The organism is Propionibacterium ruminifibrarum (assembly GCF_900289195.1).
In the GTDB taxonomy this organism is placed as follows: domain Bacteria; phylum Actinomycetota; class Actinomycetes; order Propionibacteriales; family Propionibacteriaceae; genus Propionibacterium; species Propionibacterium ruminifibrarum.
Genome location: NZ_OMOH01000009.1, coordinates 1 through 23,534, shown reverse-complemented (window position 1 = coordinate 23,534; position 23,534 = coordinate 1). Strand labels below are relative to the sequence as shown.

17 protein-coding genes and 1 pseudogene are annotated in these 23,534 nt (G+C 67.6%); 12 read left to right on the top strand and 6 right to left on the bottom strand.

Going from position 1 to position 23,534, the window contains the following annotated elements:
- Window positions 1-23 precede the first annotated feature (23 nt).
- From PROPJV5_RS10100 to PROPJV5_RS10090, 3 genes are read right to left on the bottom strand one after another with little or no spacing between them, the layout of a single operon-like run.
- The gene (locus tag PROPJV5_RS10100) at window positions 24-908 is read right to left on the bottom strand and encodes a DsbA family protein (protein ID WP_119716234.1); all 885 of its coding nucleotides are present in this window, start codon (window positions 906-908) and stop codon (window positions 24-26) included.
- Window positions 905-1,267, bottom strand: coding sequence for a tautomerase family protein (locus tag PROPJV5_RS10095; protein ID WP_119716233.1), 363 nt, complete (start codon window positions 1,265-1,267; stop codon window positions 905-907). The genes PROPJV5_RS10100 and PROPJV5_RS10095 overlap by 4 nt, the downstream gene beginning before the upstream one ends.
- A gap of 19 nt (window positions 1,268-1,286) precedes the next feature.
- A complete protein-coding gene (locus PROPJV5_RS10090; RefSeq protein WP_220474410.1) occupies window positions 1,287-2,162 on the bottom strand; it encodes an alpha/beta hydrolase in 876 nt (291 codons plus the stop codon).
- A gap of 252 nt (window positions 2,163-2,414) precedes the next feature.
- Between PROPJV5_RS10090 and PROPJV5_RS10085 the strand changes: the two genes are divergently transcribed.
- Window positions 2,415-2,819: a winged helix-turn-helix transcriptional regulator gene (locus PROPJV5_RS10085; protein ID WP_239018469.1), complete on the top strand. Its 405-nt coding sequence runs from the start codon at window positions 2,415-2,417 to the stop codon at window positions 2,817-2,819.
- Window positions 2,820-2,960: 141 nt separating this feature from the next.
- On the opposite strand, the gene PROPJV5_RS10080 is transcribed toward PROPJV5_RS10085, so the two are convergent.
- Window positions 2,961-4,553: an FAD-binding protein gene (locus tag PROPJV5_RS10080; protein WP_119716231.1), complete on the bottom strand. Its 1,593-nt coding sequence runs from the start codon at window positions 4,551-4,553 to the stop codon at window positions 2,961-2,963.
- A 125-nt stretch (window positions 4,554-4,678) separates the two neighbouring features.
- On the opposite strand from PROPJV5_RS10080, the gene rpiB reads away from it, so the two are divergent.
- The 9 genes from rpiB (at window position 4,679) to PROPJV5_RS10035 (ending at window position 16,425) form a co-directional block, all read left to right on the top strand.
- On the top strand, window positions 4,679-5,122 hold the full coding sequence (gene rpiB / locus PROPJV5_RS10075; RefSeq protein WP_119716230.1) for a ribose 5-phosphate isomerase B: 444 nt from the start codon (window positions 4,679-4,681) through the stop codon (window positions 5,120-5,122).
- Window positions 5,123-5,230: 108 nt separating this feature from the next.
- Window positions 5,231-6,784, top strand: a complete 1,554-nt coding sequence (locus PROPJV5_RS10070; RefSeq protein WP_119716280.1) for a Re/Si-specific NAD(P)(+) transhydrogenase subunit alpha — start codon at window positions 5,231-5,233, stop codon at window positions 6,782-6,784.
- Window positions 6,784-8,172, top strand: coding sequence for an NAD(P)(+) transhydrogenase (Re/Si-specific) subunit beta (locus PROPJV5_RS10065; protein ID WP_119716229.1), 1,389 nt, complete (start codon window positions 6,784-6,786; stop codon window positions 8,170-8,172). The genes PROPJV5_RS10070 and PROPJV5_RS10065 overlap by 1 nt, the downstream gene beginning before the upstream one ends.
- Before the next feature lie 321 nt (window positions 8,173-8,493).
- Window positions 8,494-9,513, top strand: coding sequence for a LacI family DNA-binding transcriptional regulator (locus PROPJV5_RS10060; RefSeq protein WP_119716228.1), 1,020 nt, complete (start codon window positions 8,494-8,496; stop codon window positions 9,511-9,513).
- 381 nt (window positions 9,514-9,894) lie between these two features.
- Window positions 9,895-11,058 (top strand): substrate-binding domain-containing protein, encoded by a 1,164-nt coding sequence (locus tag PROPJV5_RS10055; protein WP_182858682.1) that lies wholly within the window; start codon window positions 9,895-9,897, stop codon window positions 11,056-11,058.
- A complete protein-coding gene (locus PROPJV5_RS10050) occupies window positions 11,055-12,566 on the top strand; it encodes a sugar ABC transporter ATP-binding protein (RefSeq protein WP_239018468.1) in 1,512 nt (503 codons plus the stop codon). Before PROPJV5_RS10055 ends, PROPJV5_RS10050 begins: the two co-directional genes overlap by 4 nt.
- Complete coding sequence (locus PROPJV5_RS10045; protein ID WP_119716226.1) at window positions 12,563-13,534, top strand: ABC transporter permease; 972 nt, start codon at window positions 12,563-12,565, stop codon at window positions 13,532-13,534. Before PROPJV5_RS10050 ends, PROPJV5_RS10045 begins: the two co-directional genes overlap by 4 nt.
- Window positions 13,535-13,554: 20 nt before the next feature.
- Window positions 13,555-15,639, top strand: coding sequence for an alpha-amylase family protein (locus tag PROPJV5_RS10040; protein WP_119716225.1), 2,085 nt, complete (start codon window positions 13,555-13,557; stop codon window positions 15,637-15,639).
- A 12-nt stretch (window positions 15,640-15,651) separates the two neighbouring features.
- Window positions 15,652-16,425 (top strand): hypothetical protein, encoded by a 774-nt coding sequence (locus PROPJV5_RS10035; protein ID WP_119716224.1) that lies wholly within the window; start codon window positions 15,652-15,654, stop codon window positions 16,423-16,425.
- A 173-nt stretch (window positions 16,426-16,598) separates the two neighbouring features.
- Here the strand turns inward: PROPJV5_RS10035 and malQ are convergent, their stop codons facing one another.
- On the bottom strand, window positions 16,599-18,527 hold the full coding sequence (malQ, locus tag PROPJV5_RS10030) for a 4-alpha-glucanotransferase (protein ID WP_119716223.1): 1,929 nt from the start codon (window positions 18,525-18,527) through the stop codon (window positions 16,599-16,601).
- A gap of 188 nt (window positions 18,528-18,715) precedes the next feature.
- On the opposite strand from malQ, the gene PROPJV5_RS10025 reads away from it, so the two are divergent.
- Together PROPJV5_RS10025 and PROPJV5_RS10020 are read left to right on the top strand one after the other, a co-directional pair.
- Window positions 18,716-20,521 carry an HSP90 family protein gene (locus PROPJV5_RS10025; RefSeq protein ID WP_182858681.1) on the top strand — a complete coding sequence of 602 codons (1,806 nt, stop codon included), beginning with the start codon at window positions 18,716-18,718 and terminating at the stop codon, window positions 20,519-20,521.
- Window positions 20,514-22,322: a tetratricopeptide repeat protein gene (locus PROPJV5_RS10020; RefSeq protein WP_119716221.1), complete on the top strand. Its 1,809-nt coding sequence runs from the start codon at window positions 20,514-20,516 to the stop codon at window positions 22,320-22,322. Before PROPJV5_RS10025 ends, PROPJV5_RS10020 begins: the two co-directional genes overlap by 8 nt.
- Before the next feature lie 1,102 nt (window positions 22,323-23,424).
- Here the strand turns inward: PROPJV5_RS10020 and PROPJV5_RS10015 are convergent.
- Window positions 23,425-23,534, bottom strand: a pseudogene (locus tag PROPJV5_RS10015) (IS481 family transposase); the annotation flags it as partial.

The following is a 23,534-nucleotide window of genomic DNA, read 5'->3' as shown; positions in this document are numbered from 1 at the left end:
CCCCGGCGCCGGTCCGATCCGTGTCAGAGCTGGGCTGGTCGTGGTTGTCGGCGAAGGAACCAGCCGTCCTTGACGTGCACCATGTCGGCCGTCCCACTCGCCACGAGCGGGGCGGCGAGTTCTTCCGCGGCGTCGATGCCGTCCAGGTCGAAGGCGGCCGTGATCTCCTGCGCCGACATGAGGGGATGGGAGCCGAGCAGCGAACTCAGCCCCTCGGCAGTGGCGTCCGGCACTGATGGTTTGACGGCGCCGTCCGAGACCCGGTCGATCGACGCCACGAAGGCGGCACGGTCCGCAAGCCCGTGGACCGGTTCCGAGCGCTCGCCGCACCGCACGTGCACGGCGGGCAGGCCCCGGATGCCGAGGCCACGGGCGCGTGCCAGGTCGTCGGCGAGCGCGACTCCCGCCCGCCCGTCAGCGACGCAGTTCTCCAGGGCCCCTGCGTCGAGGCCCTCCTCGCGGGCGACGTCCATCGCCACGGCCAGACGTGTCGTGCGCCGTGCCATCACGATGGTCGCGAAGCGGAGGGCGTAGAGGTAGGCGTCCGCGCGCTCCGGCTCGACGATGAGCGCCGCCTCGTAGGCCAGGCACAGGTTGAGTGTGCTGCGTTCCTCGGCCGAGAAGAGCGCGAAGCCGTCCATCACGATGGGGAGCCCGCCGATCGGCTCCTCGTCGAGGTAGACCTGCGCGAGCCGCGTGTTGTACCGCCTGATCGCCTCGTCCTCGCCGAGAGGCAGGTCGTGCGGGTCGACCAGACGCATCACGTCCGGTACGAGCAGCCCCATGCGGTAGCGGAACTGCAGCTGCTCCCCGAAGTGGGTCTCCAGCGCGCGGTAGACCGGCTCCTGCTCGTAGGAGAGCCCCATCATGGGGTCGGTGAAGGTCGTGACGGTCACCGCTGTGCTCATGTGAACAACCCCCTGTCGAAGAACGCCGGGCCCGCGCTGAACGCACCGATCTCGGAGAGCTGCACGAACACGTTCCGCGCGTCGATTCCCGCCACATCGGCGAACGCCCTTGCCACCGCGGTGGAGAACTCCGGATAGCCCAGGTGGTTCTCGGTGCCGAACAGCGCCGCGTCGACATAGGCCGCCGGGACGTCGTCGCGTCCGGCCAGCCACAGGCGCTGCCCGCTGTCGATGGCCAGGAGCAGGTCGGCCTCCGACTTGCCGGGGACGTGCGACATCGCCCGGCCCATGGATGCCGCGAGCTCGGACTCCTGCGCCCAGGTCAGTTCCGCGTTCGTCCTGACGATCACGAACGGCATGTCGTCGTCTCCTCGCCGGTCAGCTCGTCCTGCCACGACAGCACCACGTCGCGCAGCGCGTCGGCGGTGTACTGCTCCTTGTCCTGGTAGGTGTGCCCGGTCCGCGGGATGATGATGATGCGGTTCTCGTCGGCCCTCGGGAAGTGCGCGTTCGTCGTCTCCACGAGCGTGGTGGGGGTTCCCAGCGCGAACGCGTCGTAGGTGCCGATGAACAGGGCCCCGGTTGCTCGACCCTCTCGACCTGTGAGAAGTCGCGTTCCTCCGTCAGGTGCACGCTGTCGAGCGGGTTGTCGTGCGTCCACTGGTAGGCCGTGGAGGCCAGCATGGGTGCCCAGCCGAAGAGGGCGAAGGGGAGCATGTCGCCCCCGCGTCCCTCGGCGACCATCGCGTCGATGAGATCGCGCTGCCGGGCGTCCACCTGGTTGAGCAGGAAATCCATGTTCGCTGGGCTCAGCAGCACGAAATGGCTGACGAGGGGTGCGCGGTGGGTCGACAGGTAGTGGATGACCTTGTTCGCGCCGAGCGAGTGCCCGGCCAGTACGACGCGGTCGTAGCCCTCGCGCCGGGCCCACTCCACGTAGGCGCCGACGTCGTCATCGATGTGGGCGAAGTCCTCGTTGAACGAACCCATGATCTCGCGCCTGCCCGTGCGCACGTTCACGGTCTCCACCTCGCCCCGGGCGTCGCTCGTCTCGGCGTAGACGAAGTCGATGCCCGTCGTCGCAAGCGTGTCGCCCATGGGGAAGTAGAAGGGGTTCGACCAGAAGTTGCCGTGGATGCCGGTGATCGCCACGACGCACGTGCTCGCCGTACGGTGCTCGCCCTCGCGGAAGAGCGTCCCGGGGAGCACGGTGCCGCGTTCGGTCGGAACCGGAATCTGGACCCTGTCCACCATCTCAGCGTCCCGTCCCCACGTACGGGGCCGGGGACTCGACCGCCGCTGCGCCGTTCCGCACGGGTCCGCTCGGGCCGGCGAGCGCGTCCACCGGCGCGTTCCCCGGCCGTGCGTCGCCCGGCCCGGATCGCTTCGTCTGTTGTGCCACGGTGTTCCTTCCGGAGTGTTCCTCGCTGTGGTGCATTCAACGACGAAGATAAGTTAATTTAAAGTACGCAGTTTTTCCTTACCTGGATTGGTGGTGGGGCAGAGGTGACGGATACGGCAGTGAGCTACCCGATGGGTACGCCCGAGGGGAATGTCAGCGGGCAGGGGTGTCCCATCCTCTATGCGCTCAGCATCATCGGGCAGAAGTGGAAGCTGCCGTTGTTGTGGTACCTGCACGAGAGACCGACCACGCGCTTCAACGAGCTGAAGCGCCGAGTGCCGGGCATATCGAATCTCATGCTCACCAAGAGCCTGCGCGAACTGGAGGGCGCAGGGCTCGTGCTGCGGGATCAGCGCGACACGGTGCCGCCGCATGTGGAGTACTCGCTCACCGCCCGCGGCGAGGCGCTGCTGCCCGCGCTCAACGAGCTCTACTCCTGGGGCGTGGAGCAGATGCGCCTGGGGGCGGACGAGGCGGGTGCCCCGGCTGCGGACCGGCCGGCCCGCTGAGCGCGGCGGAGCGGCCGGGAGACGGCACCGGCGTCGCTCCACCGCGCCGGGACCGGCGCGGTGCCTGTGCGTCCGGCACGACGCCATGCCCTTGGGCCCGGACCTCCCGGGAGTCTTGGCGCCGGCGGTGCCGGGCCGGCGCTACCGGCCGGCCCGGTTCCCGACGGCGCTGCTCCGCACACGCAGGCGGCCCTCGTCGTCCAGGTCGACGCGGATGGTGCGCGCCCACTTCTCGCTGCTGTCCGGGTGGTCGGCGCGGCGATGCCAGCCGCGTGATTCGGGGCGGGCCTTGGCGGCCGCGAGGACGGCCGCTCCGACCAGGCGAAGATTCGTCGCCGACAGCGCGGGTCCGCTGAACGGGGCCCCGGTGGGCAGGGCGACGAGTCCCTCGGCGGCCCGTGTCAGCTCGGTGTGCTCGCGCATCAGGCCGGCGGCCTGCCCGGCGCCGGTGATGCGGGGTCTGGCGGCGGCGGGGACGCAACCGCCCGTCTCCCGGGCTGCCGGTTCACCGGGCTCACCGAACGAGCCGACCGTGCGGGCCAGGTGCGCCCCGACGGTGAAGCCGCCGACGAGGGCCTCGACCAGGCCGGTGTTCGACGGGCCCGCCGCGCCGCGGGCGCCGGTGCAGGCGGCCTCACCGGCCGCGTACAGGCCCGGGACGGTGCTCGCGCCGTTCGGGGTGACGCTGATGCCGCCGATCATCGTCTGCGGGGCGGGGCGGATCGGCACCGGCGCACGTGTCGGGTCGATCCCGCGGGCACGGCAGGCGGCCAGCGTGGCGGACAGGGGCGGGGCCGCCCAGCTCGTCTCCCCGATGAGGGTGCCGTCCAGGAAGAGCTGCTGGCCGACGTGCCCGGTCAGCCAGTCGTGGATCGCCATCGCCAGTTCGTCCGAGGGCTTCGTCTCGTCCTCGCCGAGCCCGGCCAGGGCGGGGCGGCCCTGCTGGTCGATGATCCTGGCGCCCGCCTGCCGCAGCTCACGGCCCAGCGTGACCGCAGGATCGAGGGGGAGGGTCAGCTCGGCCGGGAGGTCGACGGCGGCCGGGGCGAAGGCGGTGAACTCCATGTCACGCAGCTCGGCGCCGGCGCGCAACGCCATCGCCACGGCATCGCCGGTGGCGGTCGCCGGGGCCGTCGTGCGCGCCCAGAACCGTTCAGCGCCGCCGCCGGCCAGAACGACGGCGGGGGCAGAGATGTCGACGATCGAACCGTCGAGGCACACCGTGCGAAGGCCGGCGACACGGCCGGAGTCGTCGGTCAGGACGTCGATGCCGCGAGCGCCGGTCTCGACCCGCAGGCTCGAGCCCAGGCGCCCCGCCATGGTGCGCACCACCGACGCGAGGCTGCGCTGCACCCGGTACCCGTTGGTCTCGTAGCGCCCGGCGTGCAGCGCGTCGGCGCGCTCGATGAACTCCATGACCTTGTCGTGGACGAGTGGTGCGGCAGCCAGCAGGTGCCGCAGCGCTTCCTCGTCCGCCACCCCGAAGCCCCTGGCCAGCGCCTCCTCGTGGTCCCTGGGCCCGGACCACGCGGCGATGCGGCCGGTGGAGATCGCGGTGGCCGAGTCGAGCAGTGTTCCCGCGGTCAGCAGGATCGTGTCGACGCCGGCGGCGGCCAGTTGCATGGCGGCGGTCAGCCCGGCGGCGCCGGCGCCGACGACCACGACCCGTGTCCGTCGCACCCGCTCGGGCGCGTCGGTGCCGAGCTGCCGTGCTGTTCGGATCGTCGTCGCCATGGGTGTGCTCCTGGAGAAGTGCCGGTGCTGCTCAGCATGCCACGAGAACCCGTTGGCGGGGCGGCGACACCAGCGGTGTCACAATGGGTTCACCGTAGAGTCCTCGACGACCATCAGGAGTTCTCATGCGCATCGCCTTCGGCGCCGATCATGCCGGCTACGAGCTGAAGGAGCGTCTCGTCGAGTACGTGCGCTCCAGGGGTCACGAGACCATCGACGTGGGCACCCACAGCCTGGACAGCGTCGACTACCCGTCGTTCGGTAAGGCGGCGGCCCAGCGTGTCCTCGACGGCGAGGCCGACCTCGCCGTCCTCGTGTGCGGCACCGGCATCGGCATCGGGATGAGCGCCGGCAAGATGCCGGGCATCCGGTGCGCGATGGTCTCCGAGCCCTACTCCGCGCACCTGGCACGCCAGCACAACGACGCCAATGCGCTGGCCCTCGGCGCGCGCGTCCTCGGCCCGGGCCTGGCCGAGATGATCGTCGACGAATTCCTCCAGACACCGTTCGAGGGGGGCCGCCACGCCCGCCGGGTGGGCATGATCGAGCAGCCCGCCGACGAGAGCTGACCGCCGCGCCTCCTTGACCAAAACCGGCGTTGACTGGTCGGAAACCATTCCCCGATTGGACGCGACCCCCTGCCGCGAGGACAATGCGCACAGGCTATGGTCAAGGCCATGAGAATTGGTATACCAAGGGAGTCGCTGCCCGGTGAACAACGAGTCGCGGCAACACCCAGGACGGTTCCACAGCTCATCAAGCTGGGTTACAGCGTCGTAGTCGAGCAGGGCGCGGGCGAGCGCGCCTCCTACCCGGACGATGACTACGCGGCGGCGGGCGCCGACCTCGCCGACACCAGCACGGTGTGGGGCAGTGACATCGTCATGGCGGTCAACGAGCCGAGCGTTGAGGAACTGGGCATGATGCGCCCTGGCTCGATACTCATCACCTTCCTCCACCCGCGCGCCAATCCCGGCCTGGTCGAGGCCCTCCAGAAGGCCGGTGTCACCGGCATGAGCATGGACATGGTGCCACGCATCTCGCGCGCCCAGGCCATGGACGCCCTGAGTTCCACCGCCAGCATCGGCGGTTACCGGGCCGTCGTCGAGGCCGCCTACGCGTACGGCAAGACCTTCGCCGGCCAGGTCACCGCGGCGGGCAAGACGGCGCCGGCCAAGGTCCTCGTCGTCGGCACCGGCGTCGCCGGCCTGGCGGCGGTCGGCGCGGCCAAGTCCATGGGCGCCGAGGTCTTCGCCACCGACGTCCGGCCCGAGACGGCCGAGCAGGTCGAGTCGATGGGCGGCACCTTCCTGCACGTCCGCTCGGCGGCCGGCGACCAGGGCGTCAGCGCCGACGGCTACGCCAAGGAGACCTCCGATGACTACAACAAGCGGGCCGCCGAGCTCTACGCCGAACAGTGCCAGAAGGTCGACATCATCATCCTGACGGCCGCCATCCCCGGCAAACCCAGCCCGAAACTCATCACGGCCGACATGGTCGCCTCGATGAAGCCCGGCTCTGTCATCGTCGACATGGCCGCTCTCGGTGGCGGCAACTGCGTGCTCACCCACCCGGGCGAGGAGTACACCACCGACGACGGCATCCACATCATCGGTTACACCGACATGGCCAGCCGGCTGCCCACCCAGTCCAGCCAGATGTACGCCATGAACATGGTGAACCTGGCCAAGCTGGCCACCCCGGGCAAGGACGGCCAGTTCGTCATCGACTTCGACGACGAGGTGCTGCGCAATATGACGGTGACCCGCGACGGCGAGATCACCTTCCCACCGCCCCCGATCCAGGTCTCCGCCGCCCCGACCGCACCCGCCGCGAAGGCCGCTGCGGCACCCGAACCCGAGAAACCCAAGAAGGAACGGCCCTGGTGGTTCCTGCTGCTCGTCGTCGGCCTGCTGTCGGTGGCGCTCATCGCCCTGCTGACCTTCGCCCCCGGCAGCTTCGTCAGCCTGTTCGGCACCTTCGCCCTGGCCTGCGTCGTGGGCTACTACGTGGTGTGGAACGTCTCGCACGCACTGCACACCCCGCTGATGAGCGTCACCAACGCCATCAGCGGCATCATCATCGTCGGCGCGCTGATGCAGCTGCCCAAGGACAACATGGCGATCACGATCATCGCCGCCCTGGGCGTGCTCATCGCGTCGATCAACATCTTCGGCGGCTTCTCGGTCACACGCCGGATGCTCAACATGTTCAGGAAGGGTGATCGCTGATGACTCTCCTCGAAGCGAGCGTCGCCAATTTCACACAGGCCACCTACATCATCTCGGGCCTGCTTTTCATTCTCGCCCTCGTCGGGCTGAGTAAGCACGAGACGGCCAAACGCGGCAACATCTTCGGCATCCTCGGCATGACCCTCGCGCTCATCGCCTCGATCGTCTCGGTGGCGAGCGGCGACACGAAGGCCATCGCCTGGGTGCTCCTCGTCATCGCCATGATCATCGGTGCCGCGATCGGCCTGTGGAAGGCCGCCAAGGTCGAGATGACCGGCATGCCCGAGCTGGTCGCCCAGCTGCACAGCTTCGTCGGCCTGGCCGCCGTGCTGGTGGGCATCAACGCGTTCATCGAGGAACCGGACGCCCCGGCCTTCCAGATGTACGAGATGTGGATCGGCGTCTTCATCGGCGCCGTCACCTTCACCGGCTCGATCGTCGCCTGGGGCAAGCTGGCCGGCAAGATCAAGTCGGCGCCGCTGACCCTGCCCGGACGCAACTGGCTCAACCTGGGCGGCCTCATCGCGATCATCGCCTTCGGCGTCTGGTTCGCCAACGGCGGCGGCTGGTTCCCGCTCATCATGCTGACGATCCTGTCGCTGCTGCTCGGCGTCCACCTGGTCGCGGCGATCGGTGGCGCCGACATGCCGGTGGTCATCTCGATGCTGAACAGCTACTCCGGTTGGGCCGCCGCCTTCAGCGGCTTCAGCCTCCAGCTGCCGGTCCTCATCGTCACCGGCGCCCTGGTCGGCGCATCCGGTGCCATCCTGTCGTACATCATGTGCAAGGCGATGAACCGCAACTTCGTCTCGGTCATCCTGGGCGGTTTCGGCCAGAGCAGCGCCGGGGCGGGCGAGGGGCCCGAGGGCGAGATCACCGAGCTCGACACGACCGGTGTCGCCGACCTGCTCAAGGGCTCCACGTCGGTCATCATCACGCCCGGCTACGGCATGGCGGTCTCGCAGGCGCAGGCCCCGGTCGCCGAACTCATCCGCAAGCTGCAGAGCCACGACGTCGAGGTGCGGTTCGGCATTCACCCGGTGGCGGGCCGCCTGCCCGGCCACATGAACGTGCTGCTGGCCGAGGCCCACGTACCGTACGACATCGTCCTGGAGATGGACGAGATCAACGACGACTTCGACACGACCGACGTCGTGCTCGTCATCGGCGCCAACGACACCGTCAACCCCGCCGCCATGGAGCAGGGCACCCCGATCTCCGGCATGCCCGTCCTGCACGTCTGGGAGGCCGGCAGGGTCGTCGTCTTCAAGCGAGGCATGAGCGCCGGCTACGCGGGCGTGCAGAACCCGCTGTTCTACAACGAGAACACGGTGATGTGCTTCGGTGACGCGAAGGAGTCGATCAACGCCATCAACGCCGCACTGTGACGAGCCTCCGGTGCTGAGCGGGGCCGGTCACCTCAGTGGTGACCGGCCCCGTCCGTGTCAGGCGTGCAGGCGGGCGTTCGTCCTGGCGTGAACAGCTGGCTGCCGGTGTCGTCGGGGCGCGTACCGCACCGGCCCAGTTCATGCGACCGTTGCGCATGGGTGATCGCCTGAAGAGCCGGGCGTCGGGGCAGGAGCGCCGCGCAACGGCGAGGAGATCTGGGTCGAGTCGGCCAGTTCTCACGACTGAAGTGGGACAATTTCGAGGTGAGCAACCCCAAGAAGACCAGTACGACAGGCGCGCGGGGCCACCGTTCGGACCGTATGAGCATCAAAGACGTTGCCCGCCTGGCAGATGTGTCCTACCAGACCGTCTCACGCGTGATCAATGATGACCCACGGGTGAGCGATCATACCCGCGATCACGTGTGGCAGATCATCCAGTCGACGGGTTTCGTCCCGAACCCAGCAGCCCGGGCACTGGTCATGCAGAGGTCGAGCCTCATCGGGATCCTCACCGATGGATCGACGCGCTACGGGCCGGCCGGCATTCTCGCTGCTGTCGAGAACGCGGCCAGGGACGAGGGATACGCCGCGAATGTCCTGGTGCTTGCCGAGGCCGACTCGCGTGGCACGGTTCGCGCGTACCAGCACTTCATCGATCAGGGTGTTGCCGGCATCGTGGTCATCGCCCCCAAGCTGCCTCTGGCGGAGGCAGTCCGCGAGACGAAGTTCTCAGTGCCGGTCGTCATGGTCGCTGCCGGGGAGTCAAGCGTCCCAGGGGTCGCCGTCGTCTCGGAGGACCAGGAATACGGTGCGCGGCTCGCGACACGTCACCTGCTCGACCAGGGACATCGTGAAGTGGCTCATCTTGCGGGGGACCTCAGCTGGCTGGATGGCCGGGTGCGGTTGCGCGGATGGCAGTCCGAGCTGCGCGCAGCGGGTATCGAGCCACCACCTCACATCCAGGGCGACTGGACCGGTGAGAGCGGCTATGCCGCGGGCAGGCGCATGCTGGACGAGGGCCTGCCCTCCTCGATCTTCGTTGCGAGTGATCTCATGTGCCTGGGGATGCTGAGGGCCTTCTACGAGGCCGGGGTGCGCGTGCCGGACGACATCAGCGTGGTCTCCTTCGACGACAGTGAGTTCGCCGCCCAGTTCCATCCCCCGCTCGACAGCGTCCGGCAGGATTTCGACCGTCTGGGACAGGAAGCTGTTCACATGCTCCTGCGCCTCATCCAGGGCGAACCAGCCGGCACGGTCGTCATACCGCCGGTGCTGACGGTGCGGAGTTCTGTCACACGACCTCGCGTCGCTGTCGCCCGGTCCGGCGCCGCTGGGTGAGTTCCCGGTCGGTGACCCGGGGCACCGCGTTACGGTCCGCCTGCGTACAGCAACGGGAAGCCCGCTGAGCGAGCCGGGTTGACGGGGCGGGCGTGGTGCCCGCCGGTAACCAGGCATCACACCACTGCGCCGGGTGCCGGGTGGGGTTCACGTCACGTACCGCGCCCCTTCTTGTCCGATCCCGCTGCCCACCAGGGGAGAGGATGCGATGCCTCGCCCGGGGTCGATCTGGACCCGCATCAGCGGCACTGATCAGAGCGGGAGCAGCGCTTGACACGGGTATGCGAAACGTTCACACTATGTGATGACGAAACGTTCACAACCATGGGATTGGGACGGGAACGTCAACCGTGAGTCAACGTGGATCGAAGGAGATTGACGATGCAACGACGAACTGTCCTGCTTGCTGCGGCTGGTATTCCGATCAGCGCGTTGTTCCTGCAAGGATGTACGTCTTCGGGTGAGAGCACGGCAGCGGCGACGAATGCGGAGATCAACGCGAAGGCCGACGAGGCGATCCGTCAGCTGGAATCGGCGGTGAGCGCAACGGGGCCGCATGGCGAGAGTGCCGCTGCCGCTTCGGAGGTTGACCTCACCGAGGACGACATCGCCAATGTGAAGGCGATGGGGGCGACTGCTGCAATCGCGATGCACACGAGCGGTGATGACTGGTCGGCGGCGCAGATCGCCGGCCTCACGTCACGATTCAACGAGCTCGGCATCAAGATCACGTCGACCACGGATGCGAACATGGACCCCAGCAAGCAGGTGTCCGACGTCGAGACGATCCTGGCCCAGAAACCGGATATTCTGATCTCCATTCCCACCGATCCTGTCGCGACCGCGTCGGCATATCGAATGGCCGTGGACCAAGGCGTCAAGGTCGTGTTCATGGACAACTGTCCGGACGGTTTCACCGCAGGTCCGGACTATGCCTGTGTCGTCTCATCTGACAACTACGGGAACGGAGCGATCTCGGCGCATCTCATGGCGAAGGCCCTCGGTGGGCAGGGGAAGATCGCGGCCATCTACTACGAAGCCGATTACTTCGTGACGAACCAGCGTTACCAGGGGTTCAAGGAGACGCTCACGAGCAATTACCCGGACATCCAGATCATTGCGGAGCGAGGCATCAGTGGTTCAGATCTCGCGGGCTCGGCTCAGAAACAAGCAGATGCCCTCCTCAACCAGAACGCCGATCTGAACGGCATCTGGGCCGTGTGGGACGTCCCTGCTGAGGGGGTCATCGCTGCGGCGCGCTCGGCAAGCCGGACAGATCTTGGACTGGCCTCCGAGGATCTTGGCAAGAACGTTGCCATCGCAATGGCCCAGGGTCAGTATGTCTGCGGACTCGGAGCACAGCGTCCCTATGACGCCGGGGTCACTGAGGCAAATGCAGCGGCCAAGGCCCTGCTTGGTCAGTCAATTCCGGCCTTCATCGCGCTGAGCCCGCTGGCGGTGACCAAGGACAACGTTGCTGATGCGTGGCGGAGCGTCTATCACACCGATCCCCCCGAAGAAGTCCGGCAGGCGCTGGAAGCATGACCGTGTCCGGTTGCACCGAGCCGGCCTTGATCAGGATGTCAGGCATCTGCAAGAGTTTCAACGGCGTGCAGGTCCTCAATGATGCCGGCTTTGAGGTGAGAGCAGGGGAGATACACGCGCTGGCGGGTGGGAATGGGGCCGGTAAATCAACACTCATGAAGATCCTCCAAGGCGTCTACCAGAAAGATGCTGGAACGATCGAGATCCAGGGGAGGCCGGCCCAACTGAACACATACGCCGATGCGCGGCGTCAGGGCATCGGGATGGTCTTCCAAGAGTTCTCCCTAGTCCCTTCCCTGACGGTTGCGCAGAACATCTACCTCAACGATGAGCCGCGTTCGGCAATGCTCATCCGGGATGCCGAGATGATTTCCGGCGCCCGGGAGATATTGGGGCGGATGCAGGTCGACCTGGACCCGCGTGCCGAGCTGGCGAGTCTGAGCACGGCCTACTGGCAGCTCACCGAAATCGCCAAGGCCTTACGGGGGGAAGCTCGGGTGCTCATCATGGACGAGCCCACCGCGTCATTGGCCAGGAAGGAGGCCGATCGGCTTTTTGAGCTGCTGCGGAACCTGCGAGAGCAGGGCATCGGCATCATTTACATATCCCACCGCATGGAGGAGATCTACGAGATAGCGGATCGGATAACGATTCTTCGCAATGGATCGAATCTGCTCACCAAGCAGATCTCCGAGATCACCCAGGAGGAGATCGTCCGGGGGATTGCAGGGAAAGCCGTGGCCCTCACCGCTGCTGGTTCCTCGGGACAATGCGGCGACGTGTTGCTGAAAGCCACCGGCGTGAGTGCGCAGCGCAAGCTGCACGATGTCTCCTTCGAGGTGCACGCCGGCGAGGTCATCGGGGTGGCAGGGCTCATGGGATCCGGCCGGACCGAGCTCTTGGAGGCCTTGTTCGGAATCAATCTGACAACCAGGGGCAGTATCGTCCTCGACGGTCAACCCATGTCGCCGAGGAGTCCGAGGGATGCCATCGCAGCAGGCGTTGTGCTGATTCCCGAGGACCGGCGCCGTCAAGGGCTCATACTCAAGCACTCCGTCCAGGAGAACCTCGTTCTTCCGGATCTCTCGGCGGTGCTGCGCGGCGGTCTGCTCTCCGCGGCCGCCGAACGGGATCGCGCAGTTCAGCTGATCGGTTCCTACGGCATCAGGGGCGCCGGTCCGAACCTGCCAGTCGAGGTGCTGTCGGGTGGCAACCAGCAGAAAGTGGTGATCGGCAAGTGGCTGGGGGTCGGTCCCCGTCTGCTGCTCATGGACGAGCCGACCGCGGGTGTGGACATCGGAACGAAATCAGAAATTGTCAAACAGGTGAGGGAGTTTGCTCGAAACGGCGGTGCCGTCCTTGTTGTTTCGAGTGAATACCAGGAACTCATCGCCATGAGTGATCGGTATCTCATCATGCGAGGTGGCTCCATCATCCGGAGTCTTCCGGCGGATGCGGTGCGGGACGAAACCACATTGGAGATGTGGGTGCAAGGAGTTGAGCAATGACCGAATTACGAATCGAGGGAACGCATTCCCGGGCCAAGGGCCTGTTGAGCCGGGTGAACCTTGGGCAGTACATCATATACCTGGCGTTCGCCGTCACCTTCATCCTGTTCGCTGTCGCGCTTGACGACCGAGGTTTTCTCACCAGTGGAAACCTCATGAACATCCTCCGGCAGAGCGCCATCGTCGGCGTGATCGCGGTGGGGATGACTTTCGTCATCGCCGATGCCGAAATCGATTTGTCGGTCGGCTCGGTTGCCGGACTCGTTTCCGTGGTCACTGCCATGGCGATTTCCCACTGGGGCATTCTTGCCGGAATCGTCGCGGGGCTCATGGTCGGGATGCTCATCGGTCTCGTCAACGGAAGTCTGGTGGCCTTCGTGAAGATCCCGTCATTCCTGGTGACTCTGGCAATGATGGGGATCGCGTTCGGCCTGGCCCAATGGGTCACTGATTCTGCGCCCCAGCCCATCCTGAAGCAGGGCTACAACATGGCTTTCGGCTCCGGTGACATCGGCCCGGTGCCGGGTCTGGTGATCTGGTTCCTCATCATAGCGGGCTGCGGTGCATTTGTTCTCAAGAAGACCCGCTTCGGACGTCATGTCATCTCGGTCGGTGCCAATCCGACTGCTTCGATTTACACCGGGATCAGTGTTGTCCGAACAAAATTCTTGGTCATGCTGATCTCCTCGGTCGTCGCTGCGCTCGGCGGAATGCTGTACGCCGGGCGGCTGCAATCCGGGCGGTATCAGTGGGGTCAGGGTGACGAGATGAATGCCATCGCGGCCGTCATCCTTGGCGGCACGGCCCTGGCAGGCGGTCGTGGCTCAGTCCTCGGGACCGTGTTCGGTGCACTCTTCATGGGCCTCATCAACAATGGGCTGATTCTGGCGGGTCTCAGTTCCCCGCAGCAGCAGGTCGTCCGGGGGATCATCATCATCCTTGCCGTGGCGCTGGGCAGCAAGAAATAAGAGAAGTGAAAGGAAATAACATGGGAACCGTTCCATTGGAAAAGACGCCTCAGCTCGGGGTGGCGAACCAGAGATTCTGGATCGAGGGTGAGCCCGGGGCGCTCTACGGCGGTGCCGTCCACTACTGGCGGCTTGACCCCGAGAAATGGTCAGAGATTCTTGACACCGTCGTGGCCATGGGTTATCGCATGATCTCCATCTACATCCCGTGGGAGGTCCATGAGCTGGAACGGGGCAGGTTTGATTTCGGTGAGGTAAACCCCGCGAACGACATTGATGCCTTCCTGAGTCTTTGTGAGGAGAAGGGTCTTCGCATCGTCGTGCGGCCGGGGCCGCAAATCAATTCCGAGCTCACCGGATTCGGGTACCCGCAGCGTATCCTCGCTGATGAGTCGCTGCACGCCCGCAATGCACGCGGTACGCGAGTGGTCCTCACCCAGGCGCCCCGCCCGATCCCGGCCCTGAGCTACGCCGCTGACAAGTTCTTCGAGGAGACCGCGTTGTGGTATGACGCGATCTGCCCCATCCTCGCCCGGCACGCCTACCCGAAGGGCGGGCTCGTCGCCTGCCAGGTTGACAACGAGATGGCCTATTTCTTCGGACTCAACTACTATTCGTCGGACTACTCCGAGACCTCGATCGAGAAGTATCGCGCGTTCCTCGCCGAGAAGTACGGTTCCCTGGCCGAGATCTCCAAGGCCCACCGTACCCGGTACGACGCCTTGGAGGACGTGGATCCGCCGCGCAAGTTCTGCGCACGGCAGCCCGGCGACTTGCCGGTCTACTTGGACTGGGCGGAGTACCGGGAGAGCTATCTGGTCGACTCGATTGCCCGGCTCGCCGACATGCTCCGTGAGCGTGGCCTGGCCTCGATCCCGCTCTTCCACAACTACCCGCACCCGCTTGGGCCGGGCGGTGCCTCGTCCAACTTCACGACGCCATTCAATCTCATCGCCTTGGAGCGAGTTGTCGACTTCGTCGGCTTCGATGTCTATTCCCGCAAGGAACTCTTCCAGCACGTAAAAACGGTCACGAGCTATGTGTCCGGGTCGAGCCGGTACCCATACATCCCGGAGTTCATCGCAGGTGTCTGGGCCTGGTACCTGAACCCCGGGGACCTGCGCGATGAGGAATTCGTCACCAAGGCTGCACTGATGCATGGCATCAAGGGGTTCAGCAGGTACATGCTCGTCGAACGCGACAGGTGGCTCGACTCCCCGATCCGTCGTGACGGCACCGTGCGCGAGGACAAGGCCCACGTCTTCGGGCAGGCCAACAGAATGCTCGACCGCCTCGACTGGCAGCACATGGATCTTCTCGCCCCGGTCGTCCTGCTGGCGAATCGTGACTATGACAGGCTGGAGGCCGCCAGCGTACTCGTGTCGTTCCCGGGCGATTTCCTGGAGACCCCCTGCACGTTCAGCGAGTACCCGAACATTCTCACCGTCGATGAGAGCGACATCGGATTCCAGCAGCCCGTCCAGCTGGCGAAGCGCGACTGGTTCGGGGCATGGTACGAGAACTTGGAGCAGTCACGTGCCGGCTTCGTCATCAGCGACACGGAGGCAGATCTCGAGCAGCTCGCGCAGCGCAGGATCGTTGTCCTCACCACCTTCGAGTTCCTCTCTGCGCAGACCCAGCAGACCCTTGTCGATTACGTTCGCCAAGGTGGGACGCTGATCCTCGGCCCCACGATCCCGACTCTTGGCGCCGACATGGAGCCGTGCACGATCCTTTCCGACGCCCTGGGCGGCAATTCGGCGGGATCGGCGAGGCTCGGCGAGGGAAGCGTTCACGTCGTCGTGTCGCCCGGTGACATGGCAGCTGTACTGGGCCAGGTCCTGGCCGATCTCGGGGAAACCCCGGTGACAGTCGACAACCCGCTGCTGCGCTCGACGATCCATCTGAATTCGACGAACCCGAAGGATGTCGTCGTCTTCATCGCGAACCCGACGGACGAGCCGCAGACCGCTACGGTCACGGCCGAGAGCCCCATCGTGGCATGCCAGGATGCGTGGTCGGGTGAACAGCTGTCCAGCACGGGACCCCTCATGTGCGAACTCCCGCCCTACACCGTCCACGCCTTCCGCATCGCCCTGGACTGAAAGGAACCATCAATGTTGCACGCGAATGCGCAGATGCTTGACATCGACGTCGATCAATGGCGCGCCGCCCAGGACCTCATCCTGCATTCCGGGAAGGCTGCTCCCCGGTTGGTCATCATCCACGACCATGGCCGAGTTCAGAAGGCGCGTTTCTCCGACGGGGAACCCCTCCCCAATGCCCCGACCTCGATCACCGATCCCCGGCGGACGGCCGCGGAACTGTTCGCCGAGTTCAGCGGGCGGGTCGAATTCGTCATGGTCATGGAACGCGATGCCGTCGATGATTACTTCGCCCGGGTCCAAGGGGCATGGACGATCGACACCGATCTGGACGATTTCGTGACGATCATGTTTGCCGCCCTCGACGACGATCCCGAGGGGATCGTGGTGCATCCCGGGCCGGCAAGCGGCCAGCTGGGACTGCAATGGCGACTCGGCTGGGGCCATGAGGAGATCGTCACCAAGGTGACCTCGACGATATCGCCGGATTCCTGGCTGGTCCTGGGCAGCCACGACGTCGACCGGCTCGTGGCAAGTCTTCTCATCCACTTCGACGAAGACCTTGAGGTCGACTTGTTCACGACGGCGGCTCCCGAGCGGATCGACCTGATCGGTGGACGTGAGGAAGTACTCGAACGGCTGATCGATCTGGTGAGGCAGCAGGGCGGAAGGGTCGGCTTCGCGCTGTCCGTCGAACATCAGCTGGCGCCCGAGCTCCTGGCCGCCACGGACAAGGCGCGGGTGATCGCTGCCCACCCCGGTGAGGTCACCGTCCGCACGCCATGAATCCTCGGTGATCGTCCAACAGACCGGATGAGCGGGTGTTCCCGGGCAGGAACTGCCCGGGAACACCCGTCTGTCGTCGGCACAACGCTAGATTCTTTCCCCGGAGCCGCCACGAGCCCGTGACCGGCGGACACCGATCGTGACAGCCAGCCGCGGGACGGGACCGTGGCGCTTCAGCGGTTCTCACCGAGCAGCTGCACGAGGTCGCGTGTCATCGGGCTCAGCATCGTGGCGCCGACCGGTTCGGGCAGGGCCAGTCGCCAGTTCGGGTAGACGCCGACGGTGCCGGGCATGTTCGGGCGCTCGCGCACCATGGCCGCGTCGTCCAGGACGGCCAGCACGACCCTGCTCGGCGCGGAGCTGAGGCGGCGATAGCGGGCCAGGACGGCGTCATGGATCTCCTGCCCGTCGATCTGCTGGCAGGGCTTGTCGGGGTCGATACCGGCATCGGCGGCCAGGGAGCGGCGGGTGTGTTCGATCTGGTCCCAGTCGGCGTTCTTGCCGATGTGCCGCAGGGCCTCGACGTCGGCGCCGGTGATGAGACCTGCGATGGTGACCTGGTCGTGGGTCGATGAGGTGCCGACGCCCAGCTCGGGGAAGTCGTCGGTGTCGGCCCGCATGGCGGAGCGGTTGGCGAGCATGCCGATGTCGGCCATCGACTCGCGCACACCGGGCGGGACGGTCCCCATGTCCTCGCCGACGATCCAGGCGCCGGCGCGCATGGCCTCTAGCCTGAGGATGGCGAGCAGCGCGTGCACCGGGTAGTCGACGTAGACGCCGTCGGCGGCCGTGCTGTCCTTCGGTATCCAGTACAGCCGCCACAGCTGCATGACGTGGTCGATGCGCAGCGCCTTGGCGTGGCGCAGCCCCTCGTGGACCATCTCGATGAACGGCCCGAAGTCGGCGCGGGTGAGTCTTTGGGGGTTGAACGGCGGCAGGCCCCAGCGCTGGCCCTCGATGTTGTAGGTATCGGGTGGGCAGCCGATCTCGAAGTCGAAGCACAGCGAGTCCTGGAAGGCCCAGGCGTCCTCGCTGCCCTGGTCGAAGCCCACCGCGAGGTCCGCGACGACGTCGACCCCGCAGGTGCAGGCCTCGGCGTACTGGACCTCGGCGACCCACTGGCACCACGAGTAGAAGGCGACCTTGTCGGCGTGCTCGTCTGCCCAGCGGCGCACCGCCGGTGAACTCGGGCGGTGCAGTTCGTCGGGCCACTGCTGCCAGTTGGAGTTGTCGAGTTCGTCGGCGATGGCGCACCAGACCGCGAACTCGTGAAGGGCCCGGCCCCGGTGCCGGCAGTAGTCGAGGTACTCGATGTCCTCCTCGGCGCGCACGACGTTCCAGATGCGCAGCAGGGCCTCCTTCTTGAGAGACCACACCGCGGACCGGTTGATGAGACGGTCCTCGTTGAGGGCCCGCCCGGCCTCCGACAGGTCGGACAGGTCGACGCGTTCGGCGCCCGGGGCGTTGCCGGGCGCGATGTGCAGAAGATTGAGGAACTGGCGGCTGGCCGGTGAATACGGGGAGTCCTGCGGGTGGCTGACCGGGGCGATGGCGTGCACCGGCGAGACCTGGACGCAGTAGGCGTGCTGGGCGCGGGCGATGCGGCAGATGCGGCCCAGATCTCGGAAGTCGCCGATGCCCCAGGAGTCCCTCGACCGGGCTGCGTACAGCTGAACCTGCCAGCCCCAGCTGCGCTCCGGTGTGCGCAGGTGCTCGGGGGCCGCGATCACGAAGCGGCGCTGACCGGTGTCGGTGCGGAGGACGTGGTAGCCGGGCACGTCGACGACCCCGTGCGCCTGGTAGTGGTGCCCGCTCTCGAGGACGAGGTCGCCGAAGAGTTCGGGGTGGTAGCGGCCCGGGGTGCAGACGAGCGGTTCACCGATACCGGGGGGCAGGCCCTCGTGGAAGTGGTCGTTGACGAGTTCGAGCGTGGCGGTGGGGACCTCGACGACGGTGCCGCGCGCGCTGAGGTAGCTGCCGGCCACGCCCAACGGTTCCAGACGCCTCAGAAGGTCATCACGACGCCGACGTGTCCCGATGCTCTCCGCGCCCGCACCCTGGCCGCTGGGACCACCGGCGTGAGCATTCTCGTTCCAACTCACGTCTCTAGGCTATAAGCCCAGCCGGGCCGGTGGAGGACTGGCCTTGTCACAGGCTGGTTCCCAGACGGCCTGGAGCCCCCCGGCAGGCCCCTGGGACGGGGAGATTCCCCGGGTGTCCCTGAACCACGGGCTCAGGGGGTTCCGGTTTGCCAGGCGGGGGTGCTGAGGCAGGTCATAGGCTTGGTCGCGTGTCCAGCAACGACGCCTTCCGGGTCGATCTGCACGGTCTGGTCGACCTGCTCAGCCACAATCTCTACTCGAGCCCGCGCATCTTCGTGCGCGAGCTCCTGCAGAACGGCGTCGATGCCCTGACGGCCGCCGACCCACGGCCCGGCGACCGGCGCCCCGGCATCATGCTCGTCGGCTCGGACGTCTCGGCCGACGGCCGCATGCACTGCCTCGACTCGGGCGTCGGGCTCGACGAGGACGACGTGCGCACCTTCCTGGCGACCATCGGGGGTTCCTCCAAGCGCGGCCACGACGAGACGATGCTGGGGCGCTTCGGCATCGGCCTGCTCAGCTGCTTCGTCGTCACCGACCAGGTCGAGGTGCTCACGCGCAAGGGTGACGGGCACCTGGTCCGCTGGATCGGCCACGAGGACGGCACCCACGAAATGGCCGACCCGCCCGTCGCCGACGACGAACGCGCCGCCTGGCTCGCGAAGGGCCCCGGCACCTGCGTCACCCTGCGTCCCACCACCGGCACCGCGCACTGGCTCACCGCCGCCCGCGTCACCGAACTGGCCAAGACCTTCGGCTCCTATCTTCCCTACCGCATCGTCAGCGCCCGGGGCGCCGGTGCGACGTCGCCGGTCGCACCCACCACGCCGCCGTGGCGCCTGGCCGGGCGCGCCCGCCGGCGCGAGTGCGAGAACCTCGCCCGCCAGCAGCTGGGCGTCGAACCCTTCGCCACCCTCCCCGTGGCCGTGCCCGAGGCCGGCCTGGATGGTGTCGTCGTCATCCTCGGCCAGCAGGCGCAGGCCGGCTCGCGCGGCGGCCACCGCGTCTACCTGCACGGCATGCTCGCCTCCGAGAACGTGCCGGGCCTGCTGCCCGACTGGGCCTTCTTCGCCCGCGCCGTCGTCGACTCCACCCGCCTGACGCCCACCGCCAGCCGCGAGGGCCTCTACGAGGACGACCTGCTCGAGACGGTCCGGGCCGCGCTCGGCGAGCAGATCCGCCGCTGGCTCCTGCGCCTGGCCGCCACCGACCGGGCCCGTATCGGCCAGTTCCTGTCGGTGCACGCCGTGGCGGCCAAGGCGATGGCCCTGGACGACGACGAGCTCTTCGAGACCCTGCTGCCGGCCTTCCGCTTCGAGACGAACACCGGCGAGGCGACCCTGCCCGAGCTGGCCGGCCGCACCGACGTCGTCCACGTCGCCCGCACCGTCGAGGACTACCACCAGGTGGCCGCGGTCGGCGCGGCCCAGGGCATCGACATCCTCAACGGCGGCTACGTCTACGACACCGAGCTCGCGCTGCGCGCCCCGCAGGTCATGTCGGGCCTGCAGACCAAACCCCTGTCCGTGAACGACCTGGACGCCAGCATCCGCGCCGTCCCCGAGGAGCGGCTGCGGGCCGCCGGCCCCGGCCTGGAACGCGTCCGCCACGTGCTGACGCGGCTCGACGTCGACGTCGAGTTGCGCGCCTTCGCGCCCGCCTCGATGCCCGCGCTCTACCTCGACGACGAACGGTCCCGCGCCGCGGCCGCCTCCGACGAGGTCGCCGCCGGGGCCGACGAGACCTGGGCGGCCCTGCTGGCGACGATGCGTCCTGCCCCGACCCGGCCCCGGCTGCTGCTCAACGACGACAACCAACTGGTGCGCAGGGTGCTCGACCTGGGCGATGACGAACTCGTCGCGCCCGCCGCCGAGTCGCTCTACGCCCGTGCCCTGCTGGCCGCCGGACACCGGCTGCGCGCCGCCGACCTGGCGGCCGTCGACCACTCCTTCCTCGCCCTGCTCACCAGCGCCCTGGAAGCCCGAGATGGCTGAGAACACCCCACACCGGCCGGTCAGCGGCCTGTCGCGGCACCGCTTCGCCCCGCCTCTCGATGCGGTGGCGCAGGCCGATGCCGGCCGTCTCGCAGAACTGTTCATCACCGCAACCCGCTGGGGCGGCCATGATGTCCAGCAGGCCGTCATCGCACGCTGGGAGGAACTGCGCGACGGGGCCATCGAATGGGCCAGGGTCACCGGGGACCCCGGGCTGCTCCATGCGTTGGCCTGCCTCGAGATGGACACCGAGATCGCCGATTACGCGGCCACCGACGCCCGTGACCTGGAGCGTATCGAGACCGCGATCGACCTGTTCACCCGCGCCGGGGACACCGCCCGCGCGCTCGACCTGGAGCACATGCTCGCTGTCGAACTGGACAACGACCCGGTGCGCGGCGGCGAGTTGCTTGACCGGATCCGCGCCACCGGCGACCCGCGCGCCCTGGTCACCTCGATCTCGCGCAGCTGGATCGCCGCCGATGACCTCGACGCGGTGCGCGCCCGCCTCGCCGAACTGCGCGCCCTGGCCGTGGACGTGACGAGCGAGCCGATGACCCGCCTGCGGATGGGGTTTGCGATCCTCGGCCTCGGCCCGGCCTTCGACAGCGTTCTCGACCTGCCCGACATCGTCGACGCCTATCTGCTCGACGACGAGTTCCCCATGCTGCGCTCCATGCAGGTGCGGCGCCGCGCGGTGCTGGCCCAGCAGACCGGCCAGGGCGCCCAGGCCGTCGCCGTCCTGCGCGCCGAGGCGGACCGCCAGCGCTCGATGGGCGAGACGGTGGAGCTGACCAGGGTCATGCACCGGCTCTCCGACCAGCTGGAGGACTTGGGCGATCCGGTCGGCGCCGAGCAGGCGATCCGTGAGGCCGTCGCCGCTGCCCACTCCTCCGGGGTCACCAAGTACGAGGTGGACGCGCTCAAGGGCCTCGCCCTGCGCCTGCTCAACCAGGACCGGGCCGAGGAGGGCGCCGCGGTCGTGGACGAGGCACTGGCCCTGCTCGCAACCGTCGACGGGCCCCGCCACCTCATCATCGGCGAGGACCTCATCGAGGCCCACTGGGCCCTGTGCGACATGGGGGCGCGCGTCCACTACGAGCTCGAGCACGCCGACCGGGCCTGCGCCCTGGCCCGCGGGGCGGCGCAGGACGCCGAGCAGCTCGGTGATCCCGGCCGCGCCTCCGTCATGTGGGAGCTCGTCGGCGAGGCGATCATGCCCACTGACGCCGCCGAGTCCGACCGGGCCTTCGAGAGGGCCGCCAGGCTGGCCCACCAGGACCAGGATGGCCTGCGCGTCCTTGAGATGACCCGCCGGCGGGCCTGGGCCATCGCCATCTGCACCGGCATGAAGGAGGCCGCCCAGATGCAGGAGCGGGCCCTGAAGATCGCCGAGCAGCTGCGTGACACCCTCGCCACGAACCCGGAACTGGCCCGCAGCAGCGGGGTCGATGGGGAGATGCTCGTCCTGAGCGTCAAGATTGAGCAGGCCAAGCTGATTGCGGCCTCCAAGGCCTACGAGAACGCCATCGGCTGGCTCGTCGGGCTGCCGGAGCAGGCCGCCGAGCACGGCGACCGGGCCCTGGCCCTGGACGGCTTCTGGCTGCGCGCCCGGCTGTGTCTGCAGCTCGACATGGAGCAGGACGCCTTCACCGCCCTTGGCCGCTGCCTGCAGCTGGCCGAACACGGCGGTGACGAGCGGACACGCCGACAGGTGCTGGCCGCAGGCCGCGACTGGCTCGCCGAGCACGGCCGTCACGAGGAGGCCATACGCTACTGGAACGACGACCAGACGTCGTAACACACCCCCCAGGAGGACGCCCATGAGCGACGAGGACATCCGCGACCGGATCATCCAGCTGCACGACGCGGTGATCCGGCGCCCCTACGCAGAGCGGATCGCGCCGCTGCGGCAGGCCGTCGAAATGGCAGATGATATCGGCGATGAGGGTATGGGTATCGCCATGCGCCTGGCGTTCGTCTCGGCCCTCGTCTTCGGCGGTCGCGTCTCGGAGGCCTTCGTGCCGTTCGCCTGGCTCGTCCAGCGCTACGACGCCGACTCGCCCGCCCTCACCGACCGCTACCGCCACCGCATTCTGTGGAGCAACAAGTGGATGGTCGATCACGCCACGGCCTACCCGCAGATCCCGCTCGACCAGATCGAGGCGCTGCTGGCAGATATGCGGCGGCGCTACGCGGCGGCCGGAATCGGCCCCGAACCGGTCGCCCACTGTGCCTACAAGCTCGCCTCGTCCACTCGCGGTAACGACAGCGCAGCGGACGAGTTCGCCGCCTGGACCGCCCTGCCCCGCTGCGACCTGAGCGACTGCCAGGTCTGCTCGTCCCGCGGCCAGGCCGGCTACTGGTACGACCAGGGCCAGTACGAGCGGGCCCTGGAGCTTCTCGCCCCCGCCCTGCGCGGCGACGCCACGTGCGCCCAGGAGCCGGGCTCCTCGCTGAGCCTGGCCGCGGTGTGCTCCGCCGAGCTGGGCCGGATGGACGAGGCCGCCGACTACCATCTGCGCGCCTGGCGTGAGATCCGCGACGAAGAGGGGCGCGCCTCGGACGTGGCGAGGAACATCCTGCTGTGCGCCCGCACCGGCGCCCTGTCCCGGGGTCTGGAACTGATGGCCCACCGCTGGGAGCAGGTGCGTGATTTCGACGTGCCCAGCGTCAGCATGAACCTGCGGGCAGCGACCGCCCGCCTGGTCGGCGCCTGTCTCGCCGAGGGCATGGCCGGCCAGTGTCTGCTCACCCGCACCGGCGAGGAGATCGTCATCGACCAGGCCCTCTACGACGAGCTGTCGGGCCAGGCCCTCGACCTGGCCGCTGCCTTCGATGCACGAAACGGGAACGATTTCGAGAGCACCACGCTGCGCAGGGGGTACCTGGAGGCGGGGCCCCTAACTGTAGTTGGTCATGACGTTGTCGACGTGGGTGTGGAGGCGTGTGGCCGGGGGCTGGTCGCCGCAGGCGGTGTGGGGTCGATGGTAGTTGTAGTGGTGGGTCCATG

Excerpts from the sequence above, each read along its gene's own strand:
- PROPJV5_RS10100 (WP_119716234.1), bottom strand. The coding sequence starts at position 908 with ATGAGCACAGCGGTGACCGTCACGACCTTCACCGACCCCATGATGGGG.
- PROPJV5_RS10095 (WP_119716233.1), bottom strand. The coding sequence starts at position 1,267 with ATGCCGTTCGTGATCGTCAGGACGAACGCGGAACTGACCTGGGCGCAG.
- PROPJV5_RS10090 (WP_220474410.1), bottom strand. The coding sequence starts at position 2,162 with ATGGTGGACAGGGTCCAGATTCCGGTTCCGACCGAACGCGGCACCGTG.
- PROPJV5_RS10080 (WP_119716231.1), bottom strand. The coding sequence starts at position 4,553 with ATGGCGACGACGATCCGAACAGCACGGCAGCTCGGCACCGACGCGCCC.
- rpiB (WP_119716230.1), top strand. The coding sequence starts at position 4,679 with ATGCGCATCGCCTTCGGCGCCGATCATGCCGGCTACGAGCTGAAGGAG.
- PROPJV5_RS10070 (WP_119716280.1), top strand. The coding sequence starts at position 5,231 with ATGAGAATTGGTATACCAAGGGAGTCGCTGCCCGGTGAACAACGAGTC.
- PROPJV5_RS10065 (WP_119716229.1), top strand. The coding sequence starts at position 6,784 with ATGACTCTCCTCGAAGCGAGCGTCGCCAATTTCACACAGGCCACCTAC.
- PROPJV5_RS10060 (WP_119716228.1), top strand. The coding sequence starts at position 8,494 with ATGAGCATCAAAGACGTTGCCCGCCTGGCAGATGTGTCCTACCAGACC.
- PROPJV5_RS10055 (WP_182858682.1), top strand. The coding sequence starts at position 9,895 with ATGCAACGACGAACTGTCCTGCTTGCTGCGGCTGGTATTCCGATCAGC.
- PROPJV5_RS10050 (WP_239018468.1), top strand. The coding sequence starts at position 11,055 with ATGACCGTGTCCGGTTGCACCGAGCCGGCCTTGATCAGGATGTCAGGC.
- PROPJV5_RS10045 (WP_119716226.1), top strand. The coding sequence starts at position 12,563 with ATGACCGAATTACGAATCGAGGGAACGCATTCCCGGGCCAAGGGCCTG.
- PROPJV5_RS10040 (WP_119716225.1), top strand. The coding sequence starts at position 13,555 with ATGGGAACCGTTCCATTGGAAAAGACGCCTCAGCTCGGGGTGGCGAAC.
- PROPJV5_RS10035 (WP_119716224.1), top strand. The coding sequence starts at position 15,652 with ATGTTGCACGCGAATGCGCAGATGCTTGACATCGACGTCGATCAATGG.
- PROPJV5_RS10020 (WP_119716221.1), top strand. The coding sequence starts at position 20,514 with ATGGCTGAGAACACCCCACACCGGCCGGTCAGCGGCCTGTCGCGGCAC.